General features: G+C 37.7%; 17 protein-coding genes. 14 read left to right on the forward strand and 3 right to left on the reverse strand.

Annotated features, from left to right (window positions below; genetic code table 11):
- Positions 1–36: 36 nt before the first annotated feature.
- A complete protein-coding gene (locus HMPREF2810_RS00020) occupies positions 37–954 on the forward strand; it encodes a helix-turn-helix domain-containing protein (protein ID WP_002383485.1) in 918 nt (305 codons plus the stop codon).
- Positions 955–995: 41 nt separating this feature from the next.
- Here HMPREF2810_RS00020 and HMPREF2810_RS00025 read toward each other — a convergent pair whose 3' ends face one another.
- Complete coding sequence (locus HMPREF2810_RS00025) at positions 996–1,649, reverse strand: Crp/Fnr family transcriptional regulator (protein WP_002356081.1); 654 nt, start codon at positions 1,647–1,649, stop codon at positions 996–998.
- Between the two features lie 273 nt (positions 1,650–1,922).
- Here HMPREF2810_RS00025 and HMPREF2810_RS00035 point away from each other — a divergent pair, with 273 nt between their 5' ends.
- The 8 genes from HMPREF2810_RS00035 (at position 1,923) to HMPREF2810_RS00070 (ending at position 6,817) form a co-directional block, all read left to right on the forward strand.
- Positions 1,923–2,816 carry an SDR family oxidoreductase gene (locus HMPREF2810_RS00035; protein ID WP_002383484.1) on the forward strand — a complete coding sequence of 298 codons (894 nt, stop codon included), beginning with the start codon at positions 1,923–1,925 and terminating at the stop codon, positions 2,814–2,816.
- Positions 2,817–2,828: 12 nt separating this feature from the next.
- Entirely contained in the window at positions 2,829–3,401 is a 573-nt protein-coding gene (gene amaP, locus HMPREF2810_RS00040; protein WP_002381343.1) for an alkaline shock response membrane anchor protein AmaP, read from the forward strand.
- 12 nt (positions 3,402–3,413) lie between these two features.
- A complete protein-coding gene (locus HMPREF2810_RS00045; protein WP_002356087.1) occupies positions 3,414–3,605 on the forward strand; it encodes a DUF2273 domain-containing protein in 192 nt (63 codons plus the stop codon).
- A gap of 12 nt (positions 3,606–3,617) precedes the next feature.
- Entirely contained in the window at positions 3,618–4,130 is a 513-nt protein-coding gene (locus HMPREF2810_RS00050; RefSeq protein ID WP_002383483.1) for an Asp23/Gls24 family envelope stress response protein, read from the forward strand.
- 58 nt (positions 4,131–4,188) lie between these two features.
- Positions 4,189–4,749: an Asp23/Gls24 family envelope stress response protein gene (locus tag HMPREF2810_RS00055; RefSeq protein WP_002383482.1), complete on the forward strand. Its 561-nt coding sequence runs from the start codon at positions 4,189–4,191 to the stop codon at positions 4,747–4,749.
- Between the two features lie 23 nt (positions 4,750–4,772).
- Complete coding sequence (locus tag HMPREF2810_RS00060) at positions 4,773–5,015, forward strand: GlsB/YeaQ/YmgE family stress response membrane protein (RefSeq protein ID WP_002356092.1); 243 nt, start codon at positions 4,773–4,775, stop codon at positions 5,013–5,015.
- A 366-nt stretch (positions 5,016–5,381) separates the two neighbouring features.
- Positions 5,382–6,617, forward strand: a complete 1,236-nt coding sequence (locus tag HMPREF2810_RS00065; protein WP_002383481.1) for an MFS transporter — start codon at positions 5,382–5,384, stop codon at positions 6,615–6,617.
- A 20-nt stretch (positions 6,618–6,637) separates the two neighbouring features.
- Positions 6,638–6,817, forward strand: coding sequence for a hypothetical protein (locus HMPREF2810_RS00070; RefSeq protein WP_002381345.1), 180 nt, complete (start codon positions 6,638–6,640; stop codon positions 6,815–6,817).
- Between the two features lie 208 nt (positions 6,818–7,025).
- On the opposite strand, the gene HMPREF2810_RS00075 is transcribed toward HMPREF2810_RS00070, so the two are convergent.
- Together HMPREF2810_RS00075 and HMPREF2810_RS00080 are read right to left on the reverse strand one after the other, a co-directional pair.
- Positions 7,026–8,510 carry a helix-turn-helix domain-containing protein gene (locus tag HMPREF2810_RS00075; protein WP_002383479.1) on the reverse strand — a complete coding sequence of 495 codons (1,485 nt, stop codon included), beginning with the start codon at positions 8,508–8,510 and terminating at the stop codon, positions 7,026–7,028.
- The gene (locus HMPREF2810_RS00080) at positions 8,504–9,991 is read right to left on the reverse strand and encodes a helix-turn-helix domain-containing protein (RefSeq protein ID WP_002383478.1); all 1,488 of its coding nucleotides are present in this window, start codon (positions 9,989–9,991) and stop codon (positions 8,504–8,506) included. The genes HMPREF2810_RS00075 and HMPREF2810_RS00080 overlap by 7 nt, the downstream gene beginning before the upstream one ends.
- A 711-nt stretch (positions 9,992–10,702) precedes the next feature.
- Here HMPREF2810_RS00080 and fss1 point away from each other — a divergent pair.
- The 5 genes from fss1 to HMPREF2810_RS00105 all read left to right on the forward strand — a co-directional run.
- Positions 10,703–16,801, forward strand: a complete 6,099-nt coding sequence (gene fss1, locus HMPREF2810_RS00085) for a fibrinogen-binding MSCRAMM adhesin Fss1 (protein ID WP_010714976.1) — start codon at positions 10,703–10,705, stop codon at positions 16,799–16,801.
- 282 nt (positions 16,802–17,083) lie between these two features.
- Positions 17,084–17,998: a diacylglycerol/lipid kinase family protein gene (locus HMPREF2810_RS00090; protein WP_002419423.1), complete on the forward strand. Its 915-nt coding sequence runs from the start codon at positions 17,084–17,086 to the stop codon at positions 17,996–17,998.
- 81 nt (positions 17,999–18,079) lie between these two features.
- A complete protein-coding gene (locus tag HMPREF2810_RS00095; RefSeq protein ID WP_002383475.1) occupies positions 18,080–19,585 on the forward strand; it encodes an AcpB/EbpR/MafR family transcriptional regulator in 1,506 nt (501 codons plus the stop codon).
- A 339-nt stretch (positions 19,586–19,924) separates the two neighbouring features.
- On the forward strand, positions 19,925–20,164 hold the full coding sequence (locus HMPREF2810_RS00100) for a hypothetical protein (protein ID WP_002383474.1): 240 nt from the start codon (positions 19,925–19,927) through the stop codon (positions 20,162–20,164).
- A partial coding sequence (locus tag HMPREF2810_RS00105) for a glycosyl hydrolase family 28-related protein (RefSeq protein WP_002416979.1) occupies positions 20,161–22,456 on the forward strand: 2,296 nt, incomplete at its 3' end. The genes HMPREF2810_RS00100 and HMPREF2810_RS00105, both read left to right, overlap by 4 nt.

Here is a 22,456-nt window from a genome sequence, read left to right on the forward strand (position 1 = left end):
CAATTTATTTACACAAAATTATTGACGCTCCCTATTATGGATGTGTTAGAGGCATTAAAGTATTTTAGAAAAAAGAAAAAAATTGCTCAGAAAGATGTTTTACCAAAAAAAGGGAAACAAACCTATCGAAGAATCGAAATTGGTGAAGCCAAGCTAAGTTACGAGGATTTAATGACAGCATTACAGTCACTGGGGATTACCTTTAATGAATTTTTTCATATGGTCTCTGAAACAAGAAGTAGGGCTTCATCTAAAATTATGCATCAAATTGAATGTTGTCAAATGGGAGTGAACAATACAAGTGAAAAAAAGAACCTGATTCATTACTTTTATCAATTAGAGCGCAATCCCCACAAAAACGCAGTGGAGATGTCTATTTATACAGATATTAAGCTAACTTTCAGTAATGATTGGGAGGAAATTCCAGAATTTGACGAACCTGATCGAATGGCAATTCTCGCACTTATCTCTAGCAAAAGCTACTATACATATTACGATTATCAAATGGTGACTAATACAGGAGCGTTATTTTCTGAAAACGAAGTCCTTCAGATTCTTGAGCAGATGTTTCCTGTCAAAGATGCTGAATTACGTGATACCCAAACATTAAATGTCGCCTATGGTTTTTATCTAAATATCATTACAGCGCAACTTTATAAGAAAAATTATGCGAAAGCCCGGGAGTATTTAGCGCTAATGAGTGTTACCACGATTCCTGCTGAAATTTACTATATTCATTTTAACTTACGTTACTTAAAAAACCTTACGTATTATCTGTACACTGGCAAAATGAGATTCTATAAAGAAGTGATCGCCGTTATCGATATGATTGAAAGTTTTGGCGATGTACGTTTGGCGGAAGGCATGAAAAAAGAAATGCTTCAGCTGACGGCTGGGCGGACATTTAATTTAGATTATGGACAATTTCCTGTGAATATTGTCACTGAAAAATAAAAAACACCCCCGCAAGGTCAAACTTGCGGGGGGTGCTGATGTTAAACAATAATGTTATCTCTAATCATATCTAAATCTTTAATCAAAATTTTGCGGTTACGTAGTTCGATTGCCCCTAACTCTTTTAGTTGCTGCATCATCCGGTTAACGCTACTAGCAGAAGTTATCCCACAAAAATGCGCAATTTCTTCATTGGTCACCACGAAATCAATTAAAATACCTTCCTCTGTTTCTACGCCAAATGAATCGTACATTTCATAGATTTGTGTACAAACGGCCCCAAATTTGCCATTCATTAACATTTGCTGCATCTTTTTCATGGAATGCATTAAACGGTCTCGATAGTATTCTTTGACATACATTTGCAAGTCTTTACTATTATTGATATCCCGCCAAAATTGAACACGGTCGATTTGATAAAGTTCTGCTTGTGGAGATTCGATGCGAATATTAAAAGGTGCATCAATAAATTCTGAATATTCATCACGTAGCAATGAAACAATTTCCAAATTGTTGATATAACGTAAATTAAATTCACGACCGTCTTTGGAAATAACGCTAGTTTTGATGATGCCACTTTTTAAAATATAGGCATAACGATCTTGCAGTCCTTCATAAGTTAAATAATTTTTCTTCTTTTTTACAACGACTCGAAAAGAATGTTCATCTAAGTAGTCTTGTAAAACATTTCTCATTGGCGGTAACTCCTCAATTATCTCTAAATATTTTTGTTTTTGCCTGTTGGGCTTCCTTCTTATTTAAGCGAATTGGACATCATATGTCAATAACAAATGTTGATAAAAAAGGTCAATTAAACGCTATTTTGAAAAATAAAATCAGCTTTTAGATAATTTTGCCAAAAATTTCGCTTAATGAGTATTAAAAATATTTTTTTTATTTTATGTGCTCAAATATTTTTCAAAAAGAAAAAATTGTATTAAGGTAATAGTAGAAAGGGAGGAGATTTCATGACAGAACCAAACTTAAAAGATCCAAGAAAGTTATTTTATAGTGATGGATTTCCGCAACAAGATCAAGAAACTCCCGCATTACAGGACAAAATGGTTCCTAAACCAGATTGTGGGGAAGACAGCTATGTCGGAAATCACAAATTAGAAAATCGTCGGGTATTAATTACAGGCGGTGATTCTGGGATTGGACGAGCGGCGGCGATTGCTTTTGCTCGCGAAGGTGCAGATATTGCCTTACATTTTTTCCCAGGTGAAGAAAAAGACGCCGAAGAAGTGGCGCACTATATACGAGAAGCTGGCCGAAAAGTCTTTCTTTTGCCAGCAGATTTAAGAGATAAACAGGCACCTGAAGAATTGGTTGCACAAGCTCGTGAAGCATTAGGCGGCTTGGATGCCCTTGTTTTAAATGCTGCCCAACAGATTTCCTGTGCCGCTATTGAAGAATTACCAATGGAACAAGTGATAGACACTTTCCATGTCAATATTATTGCGATGTTTGGCATTGTCAAAGCAGCAGTGCCTCACTTGCCTGCCGGAAGTAGTATTGTGACAACGACTTCCGTCCAAGCCTTTAATCCAAGTGAGCATTTGTTGGATTATGCAGCAACGAAGGCATCAATTGCCAACTTTACCGTTGGTTTAGCAAAACAACTGGCACCAAAAGGCATTCGGGTAAATGGCGTGGCTCCAGGACCAATCTGGACACCGTTACAGTTAGATCATGGACAACCAATTGAAGAGTTGCCAGAATTTGGGCAACATTCTTTACTGGAACGTGCGGGTCAGCCTGCTGAATTAGCCCCTGTTTATGTTTTCTTGGCGTCCAATGATGCAAGTTATGTTACGGCTCAAGTTTATGGCGTAACTGGTGGAGAAGCAATTAATCTTTAGGAGGGATGTTCCGTGAATAAAGTTGTTAAAATACTTTTGCTTCTAGGTTCACTGATTTTAATGGCATTATTTGGCGCGGTGGCCATTACCACTTGGTCAGCCGATACAGCTTGGCAACCACCAGATAATGTCCAATGGTTCTTGCAAGACAACGAGTACGCACGTCAAGCAATCTTTTGGGTAGCGCTGGTTTTACTAGGAATTATGCTCTTTCTATTTTTATTCATTCTTTTATTCCCAAGAAGAAAAGGCACGTTTGAATTAAAAGAAGAGCAAGGAAAGTTAGTGTTACACCGTAAAGCCATCGAAGGATTTGTACGCTCTAGCTTGCAAGACAGTGACTTTCTGGAAGCACCAACCATTCGTGTAAAGGCGACAAAACGGCGCATTAAGGTCAATGTCAAAGGCACACTGAAACGAACGGCGGATTTAATTGGACAAACAGAAGCTTGGTCAAAAACAATGGAAGAACGGCTTGCTCGTTTGGTGGGAACTGGTCACAAGATTACGATTGATGTTCATTTTGAAGATATTCAATCAATGAAACGACCACAACAACAGCAAACACAAGCACGTGTGGAGTAGGAGGGATGTACAATGGTTGAATGGATAAAACAATATGCCGTTCCGTTAATTGGTGGCCTAGTCGGTTTGGTTTTTGCAATCTTGTTTCTGTCAATCGGCTTCTTTAAAACATTGTTAGTGGTACTCCTGACAGGACTAGGTATTTGGCTAGGTTTGTATTTGGAACAGACAGGCATTGTCAAAAATTATTTTCATCATAAATAGGAGGTTTTGGCTATGGAAAATGCAAATGTATCGATTGTTAAAGGTGAGTTGACGTTTGAGGATAAAGTAATCCAAAAAATTATTGGCATTGCTTTGGAAGAAGTCGACGGTTTGTTAACTGTGGACGGTGGTTTTTTCTCGAATTTACGAGATAAAATGATTAACAGTGAAGATGTTACAACAGGCATTCACACCGAGGTCGGCAAAAAACAAGTCGCAGTGGATATGGACATTGTAGCCGAATATGGGAAAGATATCGAGACCATTTATGATCAAATGAAAGAGGTTATTACTCGTGAAGTCCAACAAATGACTCACTTGGAAGTAATCGAAGTCAATGTCAACGTAGTAGATATCAAAACACAAGCAGAGTACCAAGAAGAAAGTGAAACAGTCCAAGATAAACTTGGCAACGCCGCTGAAGCGACAGGTAGTTTTATGTCAAAACAAACCAACAAAGCCAAACATGCGGTAACTAAAGGCAAGACAAAAGTCAAAGAAAACACGGCACCTCGTGTTCAATAATGGGTTATTATTTTATTAAAAATAAAGCAATAATAGAAGAAACTAGGAGGAATGAACCATGAGTAACGAAAAATTCAATAATGTACCAAAACCAGCAGGAAACGGACCACACACACCAGAAAATCATGCAATCAAAGGTGAATTAACATTTGAAGATAAAGTCGTTCAAAAAATTATTGGTTTAGCCTTAGAAAATGTTGATGGTCTATTGACAGTCGATGGCGGCTTTTTCTCAAATATTGCTGAAAAATTAGTAAACACAGATAACGTCACAGCGGGTATTGATACCGAAGTTGGTAAAAAACAAGTCGCTGTTGATATGGATATCGTGGTAGAATACGGCAAAGATATTCAAGACATTTACGAAAAAATGAAAGAATTAATCAGCCGTGAAGTGAAAAAAATGACTCACTTAGATGTGATTGAAGTGAATGTTAACGTAGTCGATATCAAATCAAAAGAAGAATACGAAGAAGATAGCGAAACGGTTCAAGATAAAGTCACAGGCGCTGCCAAAAGTACCGGTGAATTTGCTTCTGAACAAACAGAAAAAGCAAAAAAAGCTGTGAATAAAGGAACAGAACAAGTCAAAGAAAATATGGAACCACGTGTAGAATAAACGGTTAAAGGGAGGAAACAATCATGGGCTTTATTTGGGCATTAATTGTCGGCGGGGTCATTGGGGCAATCGCTGGAGCAATTACTAAAAAAGGATCATCGATGGGCATTATTGCCAATATCATTGCAGGGTTAGTTGGTTCAACAATTGGTCAAGCCATTTTAGGCACATGGGGACCAAGCTTAGCTGGGATGGCTATTGTGCCATCGATTATCGGGGCAGTGATTTTAGTTGCCATCGTTTCATGGATTTTAGGACGAAAATAGAGAAAGTTTAAAAAAATAGGGCATAAGTCGTTTCGACTTATGCCCTATTTTTCTTTTTCTATGTATGAGGAAGTATCATATGAAAAGTAAATTTTGAGCAATTAGCCAAGAGCTTATTTTAATTAAAATCATTAGTCATTTTGGCTTTTCAACAAAAATCAACAACATTTGTTGAAGTTATTTGTAGATAACGTTTATCATTCACAAATTTACATTTTTTTGTAACGGATATCTCGTATAGTAATAACTGCAAATGAATTTCAGAAAATTTTTTGATAAGTCATCAAAGTGAGGGGATAGCGGTCTTTTATTGAAAAATAGCAACACAAAATAAACAGAACAAAAGAGAGAGGAATTCAAAGAATTATGACAGAACAAACACCAACAAAGCTTTTGAATAAAGGCTTTATCAGCATTACAGTGATTAATTTCATTGTCTATCTTGTTTATTATTTGTTAATGGTTATTATTGCGGTGATTGCGCAAGATAGCTTACACGCTACTTTAGGTCAAGCGGGTTTGGCCTCAGGAATTTACATCATCGGGACATTGCTTGCACGACTTTTCATGGGAAAACTCCTTGAACTGATTGGGCGCAAACAAGTCTTACGTTATGGGGCTTTGTTTTATCTTTTAACGACTGTTGCGTATATGTATATGCCAAGCATGGGTATTCTTTATTTGGTCCGTTTTTTAAATGGGTTTGGTTACGGAACCGTTTCGACAGCGACCAACGCAATTGTTACCGCCTATATCCCTAAAAATAAAAAAGGGGAAGGGATCAATTATTATGGGTTGAGTACTAGTTTAGCAGCCGGCATTGGGCCATTTATTGGGATGTTATTGTTAAATGTTTCCAACTTCCATGTCATTATTAACTTTTCAATTATTTTAATTTTGTTAACAACCATTGCTTGCTTCATTTTCCCAGTGAAAAATATTGAGTTAACACCTGAACATCGTGAAGCTTTATCTAAATGGAACTTTGATAGTTTTGTTGAAAAGAAAGTTTTATTTATTACATTTATCGCCTTTTTAATGGGTCTTGCTTATTCAAGTGTCTTATCTTTCTTATCTTCTTATGTCAAAGTAATCGATTTAGTTGACGTCAGCACTTTCTTCTTTATCGTCTATGCGGTCGTGATTACCCTAACACGTCCTTCAACAGGTCGGATTTTCGATGTCAAAGGTGAACGCTACGTCATGTATCCGAGCTACATTTTCTTAACACTAGGCTTATTCTTATTAAGTATGACTACGTCTGGTTGGATGTTATTAGTCTCAGGTGGGTTAATTGGCTTAGGTTATGGTACCTTCATGTCAAATGGCCAAGCGGTTTGTCTTCAAGAAAGCCCAAGTCCTCACCGTATCGGGATTGCTTTATCGACTTATTTCATCGGTTTAGACCTTGGATTAGGGGTTGGTCCGTACGCTTTAGGTGAGTTACGTAACTTTATGTCATTCCAACAAATGTACTTCTTAGCAGGTTGTATCCCAATCGTTTGTACCATTTTATATATGGTCTTCCACAAAGCTAAAAATGATGCCAAAGATTTGTCTCTTGAAACGATTGAAGAGATTGAACACGGCTCAGAACTATAAATGGACAAGGAGTGATTTCAATGCCTAACGATGAACGGATTTTAAACGTTTTACAACAAACACTAACGGAAATTCAACGCATGAACACGCGTTTAGCTAAAATTGAAACAGAGTTAGCCGATGTCGATCAACATCACGCGACTTTGGATCATTACTTGCAAGAGCTAGAATTGGTGACAGAAAATAACAACGTCATGTAAAATGAGTAGTTAGTAAATGAACGTTCCACGCTTCGTTATCACTGGAGTGGAACATTGAAAATTTTCGAAAAAACGCCAAAAGGTAGCAGTTTTTCTGCTACCTTTTGACGTTTTTTGTAATTTAAAGTAAATAAGCAAGAAACATAAGCTATGTTAACTTATGTCCCTTGCTTATTTTTAACACTTAAAATGTTTCACGTGAAAACTTTTAAAAGTGGCGTGGACTTTGTTTGGTGACAATTTGTGTATTTAAGTTTTCTAAGCTCTGCGCTAGTTCACCAATGCTAGCGGAAAAATCAACATAATAAGTAGGAATCGTTGATTTGACACTAATTTCTGAAAAGATATTTGTAATAATTACATCGAAAGGCTTTTCTGGTGAAGCGACAAAAATTAATTTTTTATCCACGGCTTTACTTAGCTTTTCGTAAAGGGTATCTAAAATTAAGTTACTTTGGTTGGTCCGTACTAAGACACGAATCGGTGGTAAAGATTTCGTTTTCAGTGTACAAAAAAGAATAAACAAGCAGTCAACTAACAATTTTTCATTGCCCATCAATGTTGGAAGCATTTCAATTGTAAGTCGCTTCACATCTTTGTAGAGACTCGGATTTTTTTGAAGTGCTTCTTTTAAAAAGCTTTCTTGCACAAATGGATTGGCAATCGTGACAAAGGTTTTAAAAAAGACACTTAAATTTTGGATAGAAGTATACAGATAAAGATACTCGTGAAATGTCAATTTAATTTGATAAAAAGACGTCAGTTGATAAATGATCTCTTTAATGGGCGAGCCTAATAGTTGGACCATATGCATCCGTGCTGCTGGAATTTCCAAGATATCTTGTGTGGCGTAGCTGACACTAATCGTCAATAAGAAAAAGGCAAAAAGGCCTTCTTTTTGGATAAATTTTGTTGGAACTTGGTGTAAGGCTTCTTCTTTAAAAAATAATTCAAATTCATTCAGATTAACAAAGGGATTAACAATCGCTTCTTCCTCTACGAAAGTTTCTTTGATAAAAAAGCCCTCTTTCCAACGCGCTAAAATCACCGCAGAAAAAATCAAGTCTTTTGTAAAATCTTGTGTTGTATTGAAAGAAACAGAATGTTTTAAACGTCGAAAGAGACTATGGACTTCTTTTTTTGTGATTGTATGCAATGGCCAATCCTCTTCAGAGTAATTGTTCCAAAAAAGCATCATAAAGAAAATCCGAATATCTTTTTCTTTGCCCACCAACACGTTGGTACGTTTTAAATTGATTTCAATCTGATATTTTTGGAGCCATTGGTTTAGTTGACCAATTTTTCGTGTAAAGGTTGACGAAGAAATTTCTAAAACTTTTTCAAAATGTTTGCTATCAATTGCATTATGGTTAAAGGCATAGGTCAGCACTTGATACGCGAAACTTTTTTTGACAAAGTAGGGCATCAAAAACGACAGTTGGAAATAGGGTGCAAACCAAAATGTGATTTCTTTGGCAGTTGCTGATAAAGAAAATAAGTTCTCCCAGCCGTTTTCTTCAATTTCTGTTTGGAGCAAAGCCACGGACTGTAGAATGGTAGTTTGTTGCATTTTTAATTGGGTGGCTAAAGTAGAAATCGCCAATGTTTGTTCTTCTGCTTCACGACGTTCGAGTAACTCTTCTAAAAGAGCAAAACTTTTACGATAAGGTACATCAAGTAACTCTGTTAACATCCAATTCCCTCCAAACTATTTTCCCCACGTAATTTGGCAAAATAAATTTTGCGGACGACTTGTTTTAAGTTATGGTATTCGTCTAAATAAGGAACAGGATGCCAATAAAAGGTTTTACTGGCATGGAAAAGTGGATTGTTTTTGTCGGTAATGACTAAGTCAGGCACTTCTTGAATATGATTGACGAATTTCAAAGGAACATCACAATAATTATTGATTTCCTTTGCTAACCAATTTTCTTGTATTTGATTAATAGATGAATGAAGCAAAATTTTAACCGGAATTTGTTTGTTTAATAAAACACTCCGAATAATTAAAAAAATGGTTTCTTTAAATAACGCATCTAGTGGGTGCTCTTTGTCAAAAGGCAAACGCTTTAAGAAATAGTTAGTTGTTCGTGAAACGTTTGGGTATTGCTTTTCATACAAAGAGACATTAGCAATTTCGTAACTCAACTCCTCTTCCACAGGAAAATGGATGAGACGCTCACTGGCATTGGATAAATTAACCAACAAAAAGACAACTTCTATTGCGCTTAAATCCAACTGTAATTGCGTACATTTTTCAAAAATCCAAGTGACGTGGGGACTGTTATCCATTCCCATGATTGCTAAGTTAGCAAAGTTAATGGTTTCCATTTGTTCAAGCGAGTACATCGTTAATGTACTGAAAAAATCATAATAGAAACGAATTTCAGCCCGCCAAGTGTCGGGTTCTTGTTGTTCATTAATAAAACAATCATTCACTAATAATTGAAATTCTGAATAAGGAATGGCTAAATTGATTGCCGCAATTTCAGGATAATCGCTGATTGTAAAATCAGATTGATAACGGAGTAAACCTATGGACATAATTAATTTTAATTTGCGTAAATCGGTATATGTAAAGTAAGGATAACGGTTTTTGATAATTTCAATAAAATTCTGTAATTGCGTTTGATTGGTTTTAGATAAAAAAGGAACGAGAGACGTTCCTGAAATGAAAAATAGAGAGTAAAAGAAACTGCGAAAATCTTTTTCAGCACCACAAATTTTTTCTCGCCTTTTTAAGTTTAAATAACAATTAAATCTAGCTAGATAATTGTTTAAACGGTCACTAACTTGTTTAAAAATAGAAAAGTTAATGAAATGCTCTTCACAAAAATCTTTGGCTGAAGTGTAACGTTTTAAAAGTAAATCTAAGGCTAACATATAGGTTAACGACCCGCGGACCACGGCTTCTTTCATTAACTCAATCGGGATATTTTCATCGGCGACTAATTCTATGGACTGTTGATTATTAATAATGCGAATATGTACATTTTCATGTGTATTGACTCGAGAAATTAATAAAGTTAATTGATTCAATAAATTATTGATATTGTAATGGGAAAATTCATATTTTCGCCGGAGTACTTGCATGGGGACTTTTTCTTTACTGTCATACAAGTATTCAATTAGGGAAAGCAACTGAATTTCCTGCTTGGTTAATAAGTTATGCATAATAACCACCTTTCTAATTGGTTACGATTGTTTGATTTTTCAGATAATACAGATAGAACATTCTTTTCTAAGTAACATTCGATAATTGTTAGTGAAAGAACTAGTTGTTCTTATGCTACTGTATCTATTCTTAAAAATCAAGAAGAACTGAATGTGTCAAATAAAAGAAAAAGCGGACAAAAAATGATAGAGAAACAAATTATTAAGAAAAACAAATGGTTTATATAAAACGTTTAAATAACAAAAATGACAATTTAAGTCTGTTGTTTTTTTAGCTTAAATAGCTTATACAAATAGGCTTTTTTGTCTAAGCAGTTCTTGTGAAAAAGTTTAAAAAAAACGGTATAGTGGAAGAAGGACTAGTACAAATAAGAAAGGATTAAGGGAGTTTTTTTATAAAGGTGAAAAGGGTTTTTAGCATTTCATCAACTTTTTCTATTTGGAGGAGAAGTTGTTGATAATTTTTGCTGAAAAATCTCGTTATACTCTTCTTATTCTTATAGAAGAGTCTATAGGAATAAGCAAAAAATGAATCCGCATTCGAAGTAAGACTGCGTTTTGAGGAGATAAAAAGAAAAGGCGTGTTGGCTGTCTGTTTTAGCAAGGAAGAAAGACAACAGAAGAGCACTCACTTATTTGGCTTAAAATAAAAAATTGGTACGAAGTGAACGTTCTCTTCTATGTGTCGTTAGTAGAGGAAGGATGAAAGAAATGAGAAAGAATGGTCCAATGGTAAACCGTTGGCTCTATGGGTTGATGTGTTTGTTACTTGTTTTAAATTACGGCACACCACTCATGGCTTTGGCGGAAGATGTTAACAGCGATGGCCAGCTAACGTTAGGAGAAGTGACGCAAACCAGTCAGCAAGAAATGACCTTAGCGCTTCAAGGAAAAGCACAACCAGCAACACAAGAGGTTGTAGTGCATTACAGTGCCAATGTGTCAATCAAAGCTGCACATTGGGCAGCGCCCAATAATACGCGCAAGATTCAAGTGGATGACCAGAAGAAACAGATTCAAATTGAATTGAATCAGCAAGCGTTAGCAGATACGTTAGTCTTAACGTTGAACCTCACAGCTACAGAAGATGTGACGTTTTCTTATGGACAACAACAACGAGCGTTGACGTTAAATACTGGTACTGATCCGACAGAATCAACGACAATCACGAGTTCTACAGTCACAACAGCGAATGAAGGTTCAACAGAAGAAGCATCTGCAAACTCCTCTGTTCCTCGTTCGTCCGAAGAAACTGTCGCCAGCACGACAAAAGCGACAGAAAGTAAAACAACTGAATCGACAACTGTCAAACCACGTGTAGCAGGACCAACAGATATCAATGACTATTTTACAGGTGATGAAACAACGATTATCGATAATTTTGAGGATCCGATTTATTTAAATCCTGATGGCACACCAGCAACACCACCGTACAAAGAAGATGTGACCATCCATTGGAACTTTAACTGGTCGATTCCAGAAGATGTGCGGGAACAAATGAAAGCAGGCGATTACTTCGAGTTTCAATTACCTGGCAATTTGAAACCTAATAAACCAGGTTCAGGTGATTTAGTTGATACGGAAGGCAATGTCTATGGAACCTACACAATTAGTGAAGATGGTACGGTTCGTTTTACCTTTAATGAGCGCATCACGTCTGAAAGTGCCATTCACGGGGACTTTTCTTTAGATACTCATTTGAATGATTCAGATGGTCGAGGCCCAGGAGACTGGGTGATTGATATTCCTACGCAAGAAGATTTGCCGCCTGTAGTGATTCCGATTGTCCCGGATACCGAACAACAAATTGATAAACAAGGCCATTTTGATCGAACGCCCAATCCTAGTGCGATTACTTGGACGGTAGATATCAATCAAGCGATGAAAGATCAAACAAATCCAACTGTGACGGAAACGTGGCCAACAGGGAATACCTTTAAGTCAGTGAAAGTCTATGAGTTAGTGATGAATCTTGATGGAACAATTAAAGAAGTGGGTCGCGAACTTAGTCCAGATGAATATACCGTTGATAAAAATGGCAATGTGAGAATTAAAGGTGACACGAATAAAGCGTATCGTCTTGAGTACCAAACGACGATTGACGAGGCGGTTATTCCAGATGGCGGGGGTGATGTGCCTTTTAAAAATCAGGCGACGTTAACAAGTGATAATAATCCAAATGGGTTAGATGCTGAAGCAACCGTTACCGCCACATATGGCAAAATGCTAGACAAGCGCAATATAGATTACGATGAAACCAATCAAGAATTCACTTGGGAAATTAACTACAACTATGGCGAACAAACCATTCCAAAAGACCAAGCAGTCATTACAGACACAATGGGGGATAATTTAACGTTTGAACCAGATTCTTTACATTTATATTCAGTGACGTTTGATGACAAAGGAAATGAAGTCGTTGGAGCAGAACTTGTGGAAGGAAAAGATTACAAAGTGGTAATTAACGATGATGGCTCCTTTGTGATTGACTTTTTGCATGATGTGACTGGCGCAGTCAAGATTGATTATAAAACCAAAGTTGATGGAATTGTCGAAGGCGATGTTGCCGTGAATAATCGTGTGGATGTCGGCACTGGTCAGCATTCAGAAGGTGATGGCACAGCCAATCAACAAAATATTATTAAAAACACTGGTGCAGTGGATTATCAAAATTCAACGATTGGTTGGACGTTAGCTGTGAATCAAAATAATTATTTGATGGAAAATGCCGTGATTACGGACACATACGAACCAGTTCCTGGCTTAACCATGGTACCCAATTCGTTGGTTGTTAAAGATACAACTACTGGTGCTCAGTTGACGTTAGGTAAAGATTACATGGTAGAAATAACTCGTAATGCAGAAGGTGAAACAGGCTTTAAGTTAAGTTTCATGGGGGCGTATGCCAAAACAAGTGATGCCTTTTACGTAACCTACAATACCTTTTTCGATGTTACCGAGTTAGATGCTAACAACCCTGCATTGGACCATTACCGAAATACCGCTGCCATTGATTGGATGGATGAAGCAGGAAACAATCATCACTCAGAGGATAATAAACCGTTTAAACCTTTACCTGCTTTTGATTTAAATGCGCAAAAAAGTGGTGTTTACAATGCCGTCACTAAAGAAATCACTTGGACGATTGCGGTGAATTTAAGTAATAACCGTTTAGTTGACGCCTTTTTGACGGATCCAATTTTAGCCAATCAAACCTATTTGGCTGGGAGCTTGAAAGTCTATGAAGGCAATACAAAGCCAGATGGTTCGGTTGAAAAAGTGAAACCAACGCAACCGTTGACGGATATCAAAATGGAAGAACCAAGCGAGAAAAACAAAAATACTTGGCGTGTTGACTTTCCTAATGATAGTCGTACGTATGTGATTGAATTTAAGACGTCTGTTGATGAAAAAGTTATCGAAGGTTCGGCTAGCTATGACAATACCGCATCTTATACAAACCAAGGTTCTTCACGTGATGTGACAGGAAAAGTTTCTATTCAACATGGTGGCGAATCAGTGAAAAAAGGTGGCGAATACCACAAAGATGATCCAGATCATGTGTACTGGCATGTAATGATCAATGGCGCCCAATCGGTTTTAGACGATGTGGTTATCACTGATACACCCTCACCAAACCAAGTGTTAGATCCCGAGTCATTGGTGATTTACGGTACCAACGTAACAGAAGACGGAACGATTACGCCAGATAAATCTGTTATTTTAGAAGAAGGAAAAGATTACACACTGGAAGTTACCACCGATAATGAAACAGGACAACAAAAAATTGTCGTTAAAATGGCCCATATTGAAGCACCTTATTATATGGAATATCGTAGTTTAGTGACTTCTTCAGCGGCGGGGAGTACAGACACGGTATCCAACCAAGTGTCAATTACTGGAAATGGTTCAGAAGTCGTTCATGGAGATGACAATGGCGATGTGGTCGTTGACATCGATCACAGTGGCGGGCATGCCACAGGGACCAAAGGCAAAATTCAGCTGAAGAAAACAGCCATGGATGGGACGACTATTTTAGCAGGCGCCCATTTCCAAATTTGGGACCAAGCCAAAACACAAGTCCTACGTGAAGGTACAGTAGACGCCACTGGGGTTATCACATTTGGTGGGTTGCCGCAAGGGCAATACATTTTGGTGGAGACGAAAGCACCAGAAGGTTATACAGTTTCGGACGAATTAGCTAAAGGCCGAGTCATTACTATTGATGAAGAAACTTCAGCAGATGGTGCACAACCAACTATTATTAAAAACGATGTCAATAAAGTAATTTTAGAAAAAACAGATGAGAAGGGCAAAAAATTAGTCAATGCACGCTTTAAATTAGAGCATGCCGTAACCACGCCGTTTACTCATTGGGAAGAAGTTCCCCTTGCGCCGGATCGAACCAACGCAAATGGCCAGTTAGAGGTGGATAGTTTAAAACCAGGGCTTTATCAGTTCACAGAAATCGAAGCACCGACAGGGTATCTTTTAGACACTACACCAAAACGATTCATCGTGACACAAAACACGAGCGGACAAATTCGTGATGTTCATGTCAAAATGCTTAATTACCAAGGTTCTGCTGAACTAATTAAAAAAGATCAAGCAGGCAATCCATTAGCAGGTGCTGAATTTTCGGTCCTTGATGCCACAGGACAAGTGGTTCGAGAACACTTAGTTTCGGATGCAGACGGAAAAGTCACAGTGACGGATTTAGCCCCAGGCAAATATCAATTTGTGGAAACCAAAGCGCCAGTAGGGTACCTTTTAAACACTGAACCAAGTACTTTCACGATTGCAGCAAGCGATCGGGGCAAACCAGCAACAGTTATAGCAACGGCTAACTTTGTTAACTATCAAGGTGCAGCTAAATTAATCAAAAAAGATGTGAAGGGACACTTGTTAAGTGGTGCGACATTTAAAGTGCTCGATGCGAAGGGACAAACGATTCAAACAGGCTTGACGACAAATAATCAAGGGGAAATTGTTGCAGAGCACTTAGCCCCAGGTAAATATCGCTTTGTAGAAACCAAAGCGCCAACAGGCTATTTGTTAAATACCACGCCAGTCCCATTTGAAATTGCTGAGAAAAATGCTGGTGAACCAGCGGTCGTGGTTGCTAGTGACAACTTTGTGAACTACAAAGGGGCTTTCCAAATCGTGAAAACGAATAGCGCAGACCAACCATTAGCAGGCGCTGTTTTTGAATTATATGATCACAATAAACAATCATTAGGGATTACAGCAACGAGTGGCAAAGATGGCAAAATTATCTTTAGAGACTTGGCGCCAGGTACCTATTATTACAAAGAAATCAAAGCACCAAAATTACCAGATGGCTCAGAGTATATTATTTATCCTGAATTAGTAAAAGTAGAAATTCGTGGTGATTTCAAAGGTGATCCGGAGATCTTCCAATTAGGGGCCTTCGCCAATTTCAAAGGACGTGCTGTCTTTAAGAAAATCGATGCCAATGCGAACCCACTTCCAGGAACGATTTTTAAATTGTATCGAATCGAAAATGGGGAAAAAATCTTTGAAAGAGAAGTAACTGCTGAAAAAGATGGTTCATTGGCTATGGACGATTTAGGCGCTGGTAGCTATGAATTAGATGAAATAGATGCAACGGATGGCTATATCGTCAATAAACAACCCATTTATTTTGTAGTGAAGAAGAATTCAAATGATAAACAACCACTAGATGAGTTAGAGTTTGTAAATTATCAAGCGGAAGTAACGGGACGTAAAGTCAACGAGCAAGGTCAAACCTTAGCGGGTGCAGTTTTTGCAATTTACAATGCCGATGAGCAGAATCAGGCCCAAGGTTCACCAATCACATTCTTGAATCGTGCAGGAGAAAAAGTTTCTGAAATAACAACGGATAAGACTGGCGAAATTTACGCTAAAGGGCTGAATGAAGGGCATTACGTTTTAGTGGAAACGAAAGCACCAACAGGCTATCTGTTAGACACAACGCCACATCCATTTGATGTAACCGCCCAATTAGGAAAAGAGCAGCCAATTGCTTTAGGCGATCTTATCAATTATCAAGGAACTGCTCAATTAACCAAAGAAAACGAAACAGGTGAAGCATTGGCTGGTGCGGTGTTTAAGGTCATTGATGAAGCAGGGCAAACCGTGGCTGGACAAACCAATCTGATGTCCGACAAGCAAGGCAAAGTCATTGCGAAAAATTTAGCACCGGGAACGTATCGTTTTGTGGAGACACAAGCGCCAACTGGCTATCTTCTTAATGAAACGCCAAGCGCAAGCTTTACGATTGCGAAAGACAACCAAGGCAAACCAGCCACTGTGGTACTTAAAGCACCTTTTGTTAATTACCAAGGTGCTGCCAAGCTGGTGAAAATTGATCAGCAAAAGAATGCCTTAGCAGGCGCTGAATTTAAAGTGACGGATGCAGAGACAGGGAAAACTGTCGCTCGTTCATTACGTTCTGACAACCAAGGGTTAGTTCAAGTGAACCACTTACAACCAGGAAAATATACCTTTGTGGAAACAAAAGCACCGGATGGTTACCAACTGTCTAAGCAAGCTGTCGCATTTACTATTGCAGCAACAGCGAAAGACAAACCTGAACTTGTGAATGCGGGCACGTTTGTTAACGAGAAACAACCTGTATCCAAAAAAACAAAACCAAATCAGCCAACAACGAAACAAGTAGCTAGAGAGACAGGTTGGCTTGGTTTACCAAAAACCAACACACAAGTCAATTACTTCTTTGTCTTGATTGGCCTCCTATTGGTCGGTTTAGCAAGTTGGCTCTTTTATAAAAAGAGTAAGAAATAAGCTAAAGCCATAAAAAAACAGAGAGTGGGTCATCCGTCGAAAGGACGGATGGCCTATTTTTTTCCATCTTAAGCTAATCAACTGAACAAAAGTAGCTCCTTCTTATTGACATTCTCATGTAAGCCTTCATCGCAGTTTAGCCTTTGAACAGAACTTACTGAGTTCTTGGAACAAACCGCTTGTGCCTCAGCCTTTATTTTTCGATGCTATCTTTAGGTATTTTGGCTAAAATATTGTACACTTTACATGTGCAAGAAATTTAGTTAGAGATATGAGGATAGAATGATGAAAAAGATGATGGTTTTATACAACGAAACTTCAGGAAGTAGTGAAAGTAAAGAGATTGCAGAACGCTTTAAAAAAGCTGCAGAAGCGAAAGGGGAAGCGGTTATTTTGCAACCTTCCAATCCAGACATTGATCCTGAAGAAATGCGGAAAAATGCCAAAGAAAATCAAGTGGGTGTCTTGGTCGTCATTGGTGGTGACGGGACCATTCATCATGCCGTTCAAAATTTTAAAGACACCATTCGTGACTATCAAATAGGGATTATTCCAGGCGGAACAGTCAATAATTTTGCGCGTGTGTTAAGTATTCCTTTGAAAGAAGAAGATGCCTTTGAAACCATTTTGGCAGGTAAGACAACACCAGTTGACTTTGGGATGGTAAATCAAGATGTAATGATTTCAACCTTAACGATTGGCTTATTAGCGGACACAGCAGCGAATGTGACCCAACAGGAGAAACAAAAATATGGTCCGTTAGCCTTTACAAAGCAATTTTTCCGCTTATTAGTGAAAAAGAAAAAGTACAAACTAAAAATTGATGGCGATGAAAGACGTTGGCATGGCAAAGCCCAATTATTAACGATGACCATGACAAATTCTGCTGGTGGCTTTACCAATTTCGATGCCAATGCCACGCCAGATGACGGCGAAGTGCACATTATCATTTTGCCTAAGTTAGTTTTTTACAAGTTTGTCTATTACTTACCTAAAATTATCAGAGGACAATTAAATGAAATTCCTGGTGTCGTGTATTTCTCTGGGAGTCAATTTAAAATTAGGGGCGAAAAAGACAAGAAAGTCCAAACACGAACAGATGGCGATCCTACCGATGATTTACCGATTAAAGTAACGGTGGAAGCTGGGGGACTCAACGTGTTTGTTCCTGAAACGTCCACATCTACGAAAGAATAAAAGAAACAACTGTTATTTTTTCGTGGAATAGATTTCTCATTTTGTGTACAATAGAACAGAAGAGAGGCAGTTGAGTGAACAGTGAAATGGGATGAATATGTTGATATATTCGATACAGATGTCGTTTCTAAAATTATTATTTTAAGAAACTTGCCAATTAATGAAGGTTGGATTGACATCAATGAGTTAGCAGAAGAATTACAATTAAACAAAAAATCAGTCAAAAAATACGTAGAGCTTCTAAAAGATGACATTACGTATTATGCCGTAGATAATGATGTTTCTTTGGCTTTTGAAAAGGGGCATGGCTATCGCTTGAACTTGGCGTCTACCCAAGCCTTCCAGAAACTTTATACAGCAATTTTTCAAGATAGTTTAACTTATCAAGTAATGGAAGATTTATTCTGGGGGCGATTTAATGGGATTGTGCCAGCGACAACAAAATATCATACCAGTGATGCCACGATTCGGCGCTTGCTCAAAGGGTTTACAGAAATTTTAGCGCCATTGGGGTTAGTGATTAATAAAAGCACCTGGAAAATTGAAGGCAATGAAGCATATTTGCGCCATTTTGCTTACACTATTTTTATGGACTTAATCCGTGATACTTGGCCTTTTGACTATATACAAGAAACGGAAGTCGCACAAACCGTCCAAAAAGTGATGGCTTTTTTCAACGTAGAAGTTGCGGAAACGGTGTTACGCCGAGTTAAGTATATGGTCGCGATCTCAAAAGTCCGGAGTGCGCAAGGTGCTGAATACCGACCTTCAGCCGAGCAAGAAACCTATTTAGAAGGAAATAAACATTACCAAGCCTTTATAGAAGAGATGACAGCTACTACCCTTTTCCTTAATAAAAACGATTTAACTTTTGTGTACTTTTTCTTGTTAGCCAATGACCAATTTTATCAAGACGAAGCCACTGCACAAGCTATTTTAGCGCATTTTGATGAGTCTGAAGCGCCTGTTTATATGTTGACTCATTTAGTCCAACATTTCTTATTAGAAGAAATACAAATGACGCCGCAATTGGAAAAAATTCGTCCGCAAATTTTTTATTATTTGTTTGCTACACATTTATTTGCCGAACTTTACTATGTCCAAAATGTGAAAATGTATAATGTCTTTTGGAATAAAGTCAAAGAAAAATATCCGGTTCTTTTAGAAGAATTAAGCAAAGGCTTAAATCAACTTTACGAACAAACAGGCAATGAATTATTTACAAATAAAGAATTTTTGGCTCTGCGTTATTCTAGTGTTTTGGCGCTTTCCAATGATTTAATTCATCGTGAACAAAAAATTGTTTTAGGGTTAAAATCAGGCTTGCCAGTGCTAGAAGAAGAACGGGTGAAACTCTCGATTGAAAATAATTTTCGTCGATTTTATGCATTGGAAGTTTTACGATACAGTGAAGCAAGCAAAGAAGACTGGCAAAATATTGATTTACTATTAGTGACTTCTTTGACAGATGTGGAAACAGGGCATCCAGAGATCTTTTTACTTTCAAGTGAGTTAACGTTTGAGCAATATAATCGTTTGAACCAAAAAATAGTAAAAATTAACGAAAAAAGAACTAGGTCACTTTAATAAAAAATCAAAAAAATGGGCTTTTTTGATGCATATGTTCGATAAATTGTAAAAAATTTTTTTTGAAAAGTAAAAAAAGACAAAGAGAAAACGTCAATAGATAGGTGATTAACACCTATCTATTGACGTTTTCTTGCTATTTTTTAATAAATCCTGCACAGGTTCCTTTGGAAATCATATCGAAAAGGCACTTTTTTTGTTTTTTTATTGTAAATAGTAGGTTATTAACCCTTGATAGTAAAGGAACTGTTACTTTTTTTAACAGGTGGTTAAAAAATATTGAGGTTTCTCACAAGGATTTTTCTATATAATAGAAGGAGCAAAGAAAGGCGGGATGAGATGAAAAAACGGATGGAACAAATTGAAGAAATTTTAGGTTGTGAAGAAAATAGTGCAGGCGTCCGATTAAAGGAATTGGTTGAAGCTTTAGAATTGGAAGTCACGAATCAAAATTTGTTAAAAGTAACAAGTGTTTTACATATGAATCCAAGATTTAAAAAAATTTATGCATACGAAGACAGTCGTGTCATTACGCTGTATCAACTTTTACAAAATAAGCCGTTGGAAGTAACGGAATGAAAAGAGGGAAACACATGAAGAAAACAATGCTCATTCTTCTATTTGGTTTATTAACAGTGGCTGGTCTACCAATGGTGACCGAAGCGGTTGAGCCAGTTAACGCAACAGATGCAACAATTTTTGGCGCACAAGCAATGGTGCCTAATAGTGCGGAGGATCAAACAGATAAGTTACAGGCATTGCTGAGTCAGACAGCAAAGGAAGGACAGGCATTATTTTTACCACAGGGAAGTTATGCTCTGTCAAAAGATATTGCGATTTCTTCAAATTATCAATTAATTGGCGATACAACAGGAGCCACTATCTTACATAATGCTACAGGTGCCCCGATTCAGCTGACAGATACAACTTATGGAACGAAAACTAATGTACGACTTCAAAATATTGCCTTTGATGGAATTAATGTGACTTTGAAATTAACGAATCAATTAATCCTAGCAAACAATATTTTTTATAATCCATTAAAAGGATTCGTAGTCAATTTAAATGCAGATATTGGCGTTAAAATTTCAGGTAATATTTTCATGCGTGACACAGCACATATGCAGCCAGGGATTGATTTTAACCGAGCGATTTACATTGGTGGCTATTCAACACCAAGTCGCTTCCAGTATATGTCAGATGTAGACATCGTGGACAATTTATTTGGGTTAAAAGTGACGGAATTAGATGCGATTAAAAGCACCAGTCGTTCAGACTTAGCAGCGACTATTACACGTTTACAAACAGCCATTGAAGCAGGTGCTATTTCAGTACCTAATGAACAAAATTATCTATCAACAGGGGTTAATTCTTATAGTATGTTGAAGGATGTAACTGTTCAACATAATTTTTTCTATTCACCCTATGACAACGAAAACTTAAACGGCTTAGGTGGCGATCATGCGATTTATTTCCGTGGTGCCCAAAATATCACGGTGGTGGGGAATCATTTACGTGGACTACAAAATGGTCCTGCTGGCGGATTTAAGTTTAAATCAGGTCGTAATATTACGATTATGAATAATTATTTGCGAAATACAGGTCTCATTATGTATGGAACACCAGAGATTGGTTTGGCAGAAACGCAAGCAGAGGGAGCTATTTCAGAATTATCCAACTGGTTAGTGGCTAACAACATTTTTGATTGGAAGTATTGGGACAATCAATATGCAATTGGAATGGAGTACAATCGTCATACGGGAAATAACAATGTGTTCAATGGCGTATTTATTAACAATCAGTTTGTTAACTACCATAATATTCCGCAAAACCGACGTCGGGAATTGTTAATCGCTAGTGGCGGTGGTTTCCGACCAGAAACGAGTTTTGTGAAAGACAATACTCGAGATGATGGCCTTAAAAACGGCCAATTATTGGTAGAAAATTGGACAGAGGCGGACTATCGCTTAATGCCAGCAACATGGGAATCGTTGATTTCACCAACACTTTATGAGCAATATAAAAATACGCCAATTCCGGTTAGAAATACTTTAGCAACTCCTGTGGCCACGACGATTGTGCAAGGACAATCAATCGATCCGCAGCAACTGGTTGCTAATACAAATGATGCGGATGAAGCAGTCCCAACTGCTAAAATCGTCAATCCAGAGGTTTTAAATGAAATCGGCCAACAAAAAGTGACTGTTCAATTAACTTACGAAACAGGTTCATTGGTAACAGTGAACGTACCGGTGACGGTAGAGGCCCCTGTAAAAAAGCTTGATTTGTCCCGACTACAAACCGTTTATGCTTCGATTGGTGAAGCAAACCAATATACGGTTTACTCTTGGCAGTTATTCACTGCCATTGGGCCTAAAACGATTGTTCCTTCCTATTATCAGCAGGCGACACAATTGTTAGCAGAAGGTCAGGTGAGTGGGGACAAAACCCAAGAACAAGTGGATCAGTTAACAAGTAATTTGCAATCTGCAATGAAAGTATTAGTCAAAAAAGCCGATATCACGCTAGAGCGTGCAGAAGCAGAAAAGGAACTTGCGAGCGTTCACAAATTAGACGAATCTGTATATACCACAGATTCTTGGCAAGCCATGCAAGAAGCCTTAGTAGATACAACAACTGGGGAAGAAAGTCCTAAACAGTTACAAAAATTGCTTGCTTGGTCAGATGAAGAATTATTAGAGCCAACACTTGGTGGCTTTAAAACGCCCGTAGATGCGCAAAAGCGTATTAATCAATTAACACAAACCATAAAAACGGCGTTACTTCTGTTAGTTGAAAAATCAACAGAAACAACTAGTAACACAAGCGAAAGCAACACTCCAGGCACAACAAGTGAAAGCAGTAATACAA

Source organism: Enterococcus sp. HMSC078F03 (genome assembly GCF_001811595.1).
In the GTDB taxonomy this organism is placed as follows: Bacteria; Bacillota; Bacilli; order Lactobacillales; family Enterococcaceae; genus Enterococcus; species Enterococcus faecalis.

Coding starts and splice junctions, on each gene's coding strand:
- fss1 (WP_010714976.1), top strand. CDS start 10,703: ATGAGAAAGAATGGTCCAATGGTAAACCGTTGGCTCTATGGGTTGATG.
- HMPREF2810_RS00045 (WP_002356087.1), top strand. CDS start 3,414: ATGGTTGAATGGATAAAACAATATGCCGTTCCGTTAATTGGTGGCCTA.
- HMPREF2810_RS00020 (WP_002383485.1), top strand. CDS start 37: ATGGATGTGTTAGAGGCATTAAAGTATTTTAGAAAAAAGAAAAAAATT.
- HMPREF2810_RS00035 (WP_002383484.1), top strand. CDS start 1,923: ATGACAGAACCAAACTTAAAAGATCCAAGAAAGTTATTTTATAGTGAT.
- HMPREF2810_RS00090 (WP_002419423.1), top strand. CDS start 17,084: ATGATGAAAAAGATGATGGTTTTATACAACGAAACTTCAGGAAGTAGT.
- HMPREF2810_RS00050 (WP_002383483.1), top strand. CDS start 3,618: ATGGAAAATGCAAATGTATCGATTGTTAAAGGTGAGTTGACGTTTGAG.
- HMPREF2810_RS00100 (WP_002383474.1), top strand. CDS start 19,925: ATGAAAAAACGGATGGAACAAATTGAAGAAATTTTAGGTTGTGAAGAA.
- HMPREF2810_RS00075 (WP_002383479.1), bottom strand. CDS start 8,510: ATGTTAACAGAGTTACTTGATGTACCTTATCGTAAAAGTTTTGCTCTT.
- HMPREF2810_RS00070 (WP_002381345.1), top strand. CDS start 6,638: ATGCCTAACGATGAACGGATTTTAAACGTTTTACAACAAACACTAACG.
- HMPREF2810_RS00055 (WP_002383482.1), top strand. CDS start 4,189: ATGAGTAACGAAAAATTCAATAATGTACCAAAACCAGCAGGAAACGGA.
- HMPREF2810_RS00025 (WP_002356081.1), bottom strand. CDS start 1,649: ATGAGAAATGTTTTACAAGACTACTTAGATGAACATTCTTTTCGAGTC.
- HMPREF2810_RS00065 (WP_002383481.1), top strand. CDS start 5,382: ATGACAGAACAAACACCAACAAAGCTTTTGAATAAAGGCTTTATCAGC.
- HMPREF2810_RS00060 (WP_002356092.1), top strand. CDS start 4,773: ATGGGCTTTATTTGGGCATTAATTGTCGGCGGGGTCATTGGGGCAATC.
- HMPREF2810_RS00080 (WP_002383478.1), bottom strand. CDS start 9,991: ATGCATAACTTATTAACCAAGCAGGAAATTCAGTTGCTTTCCCTAATT.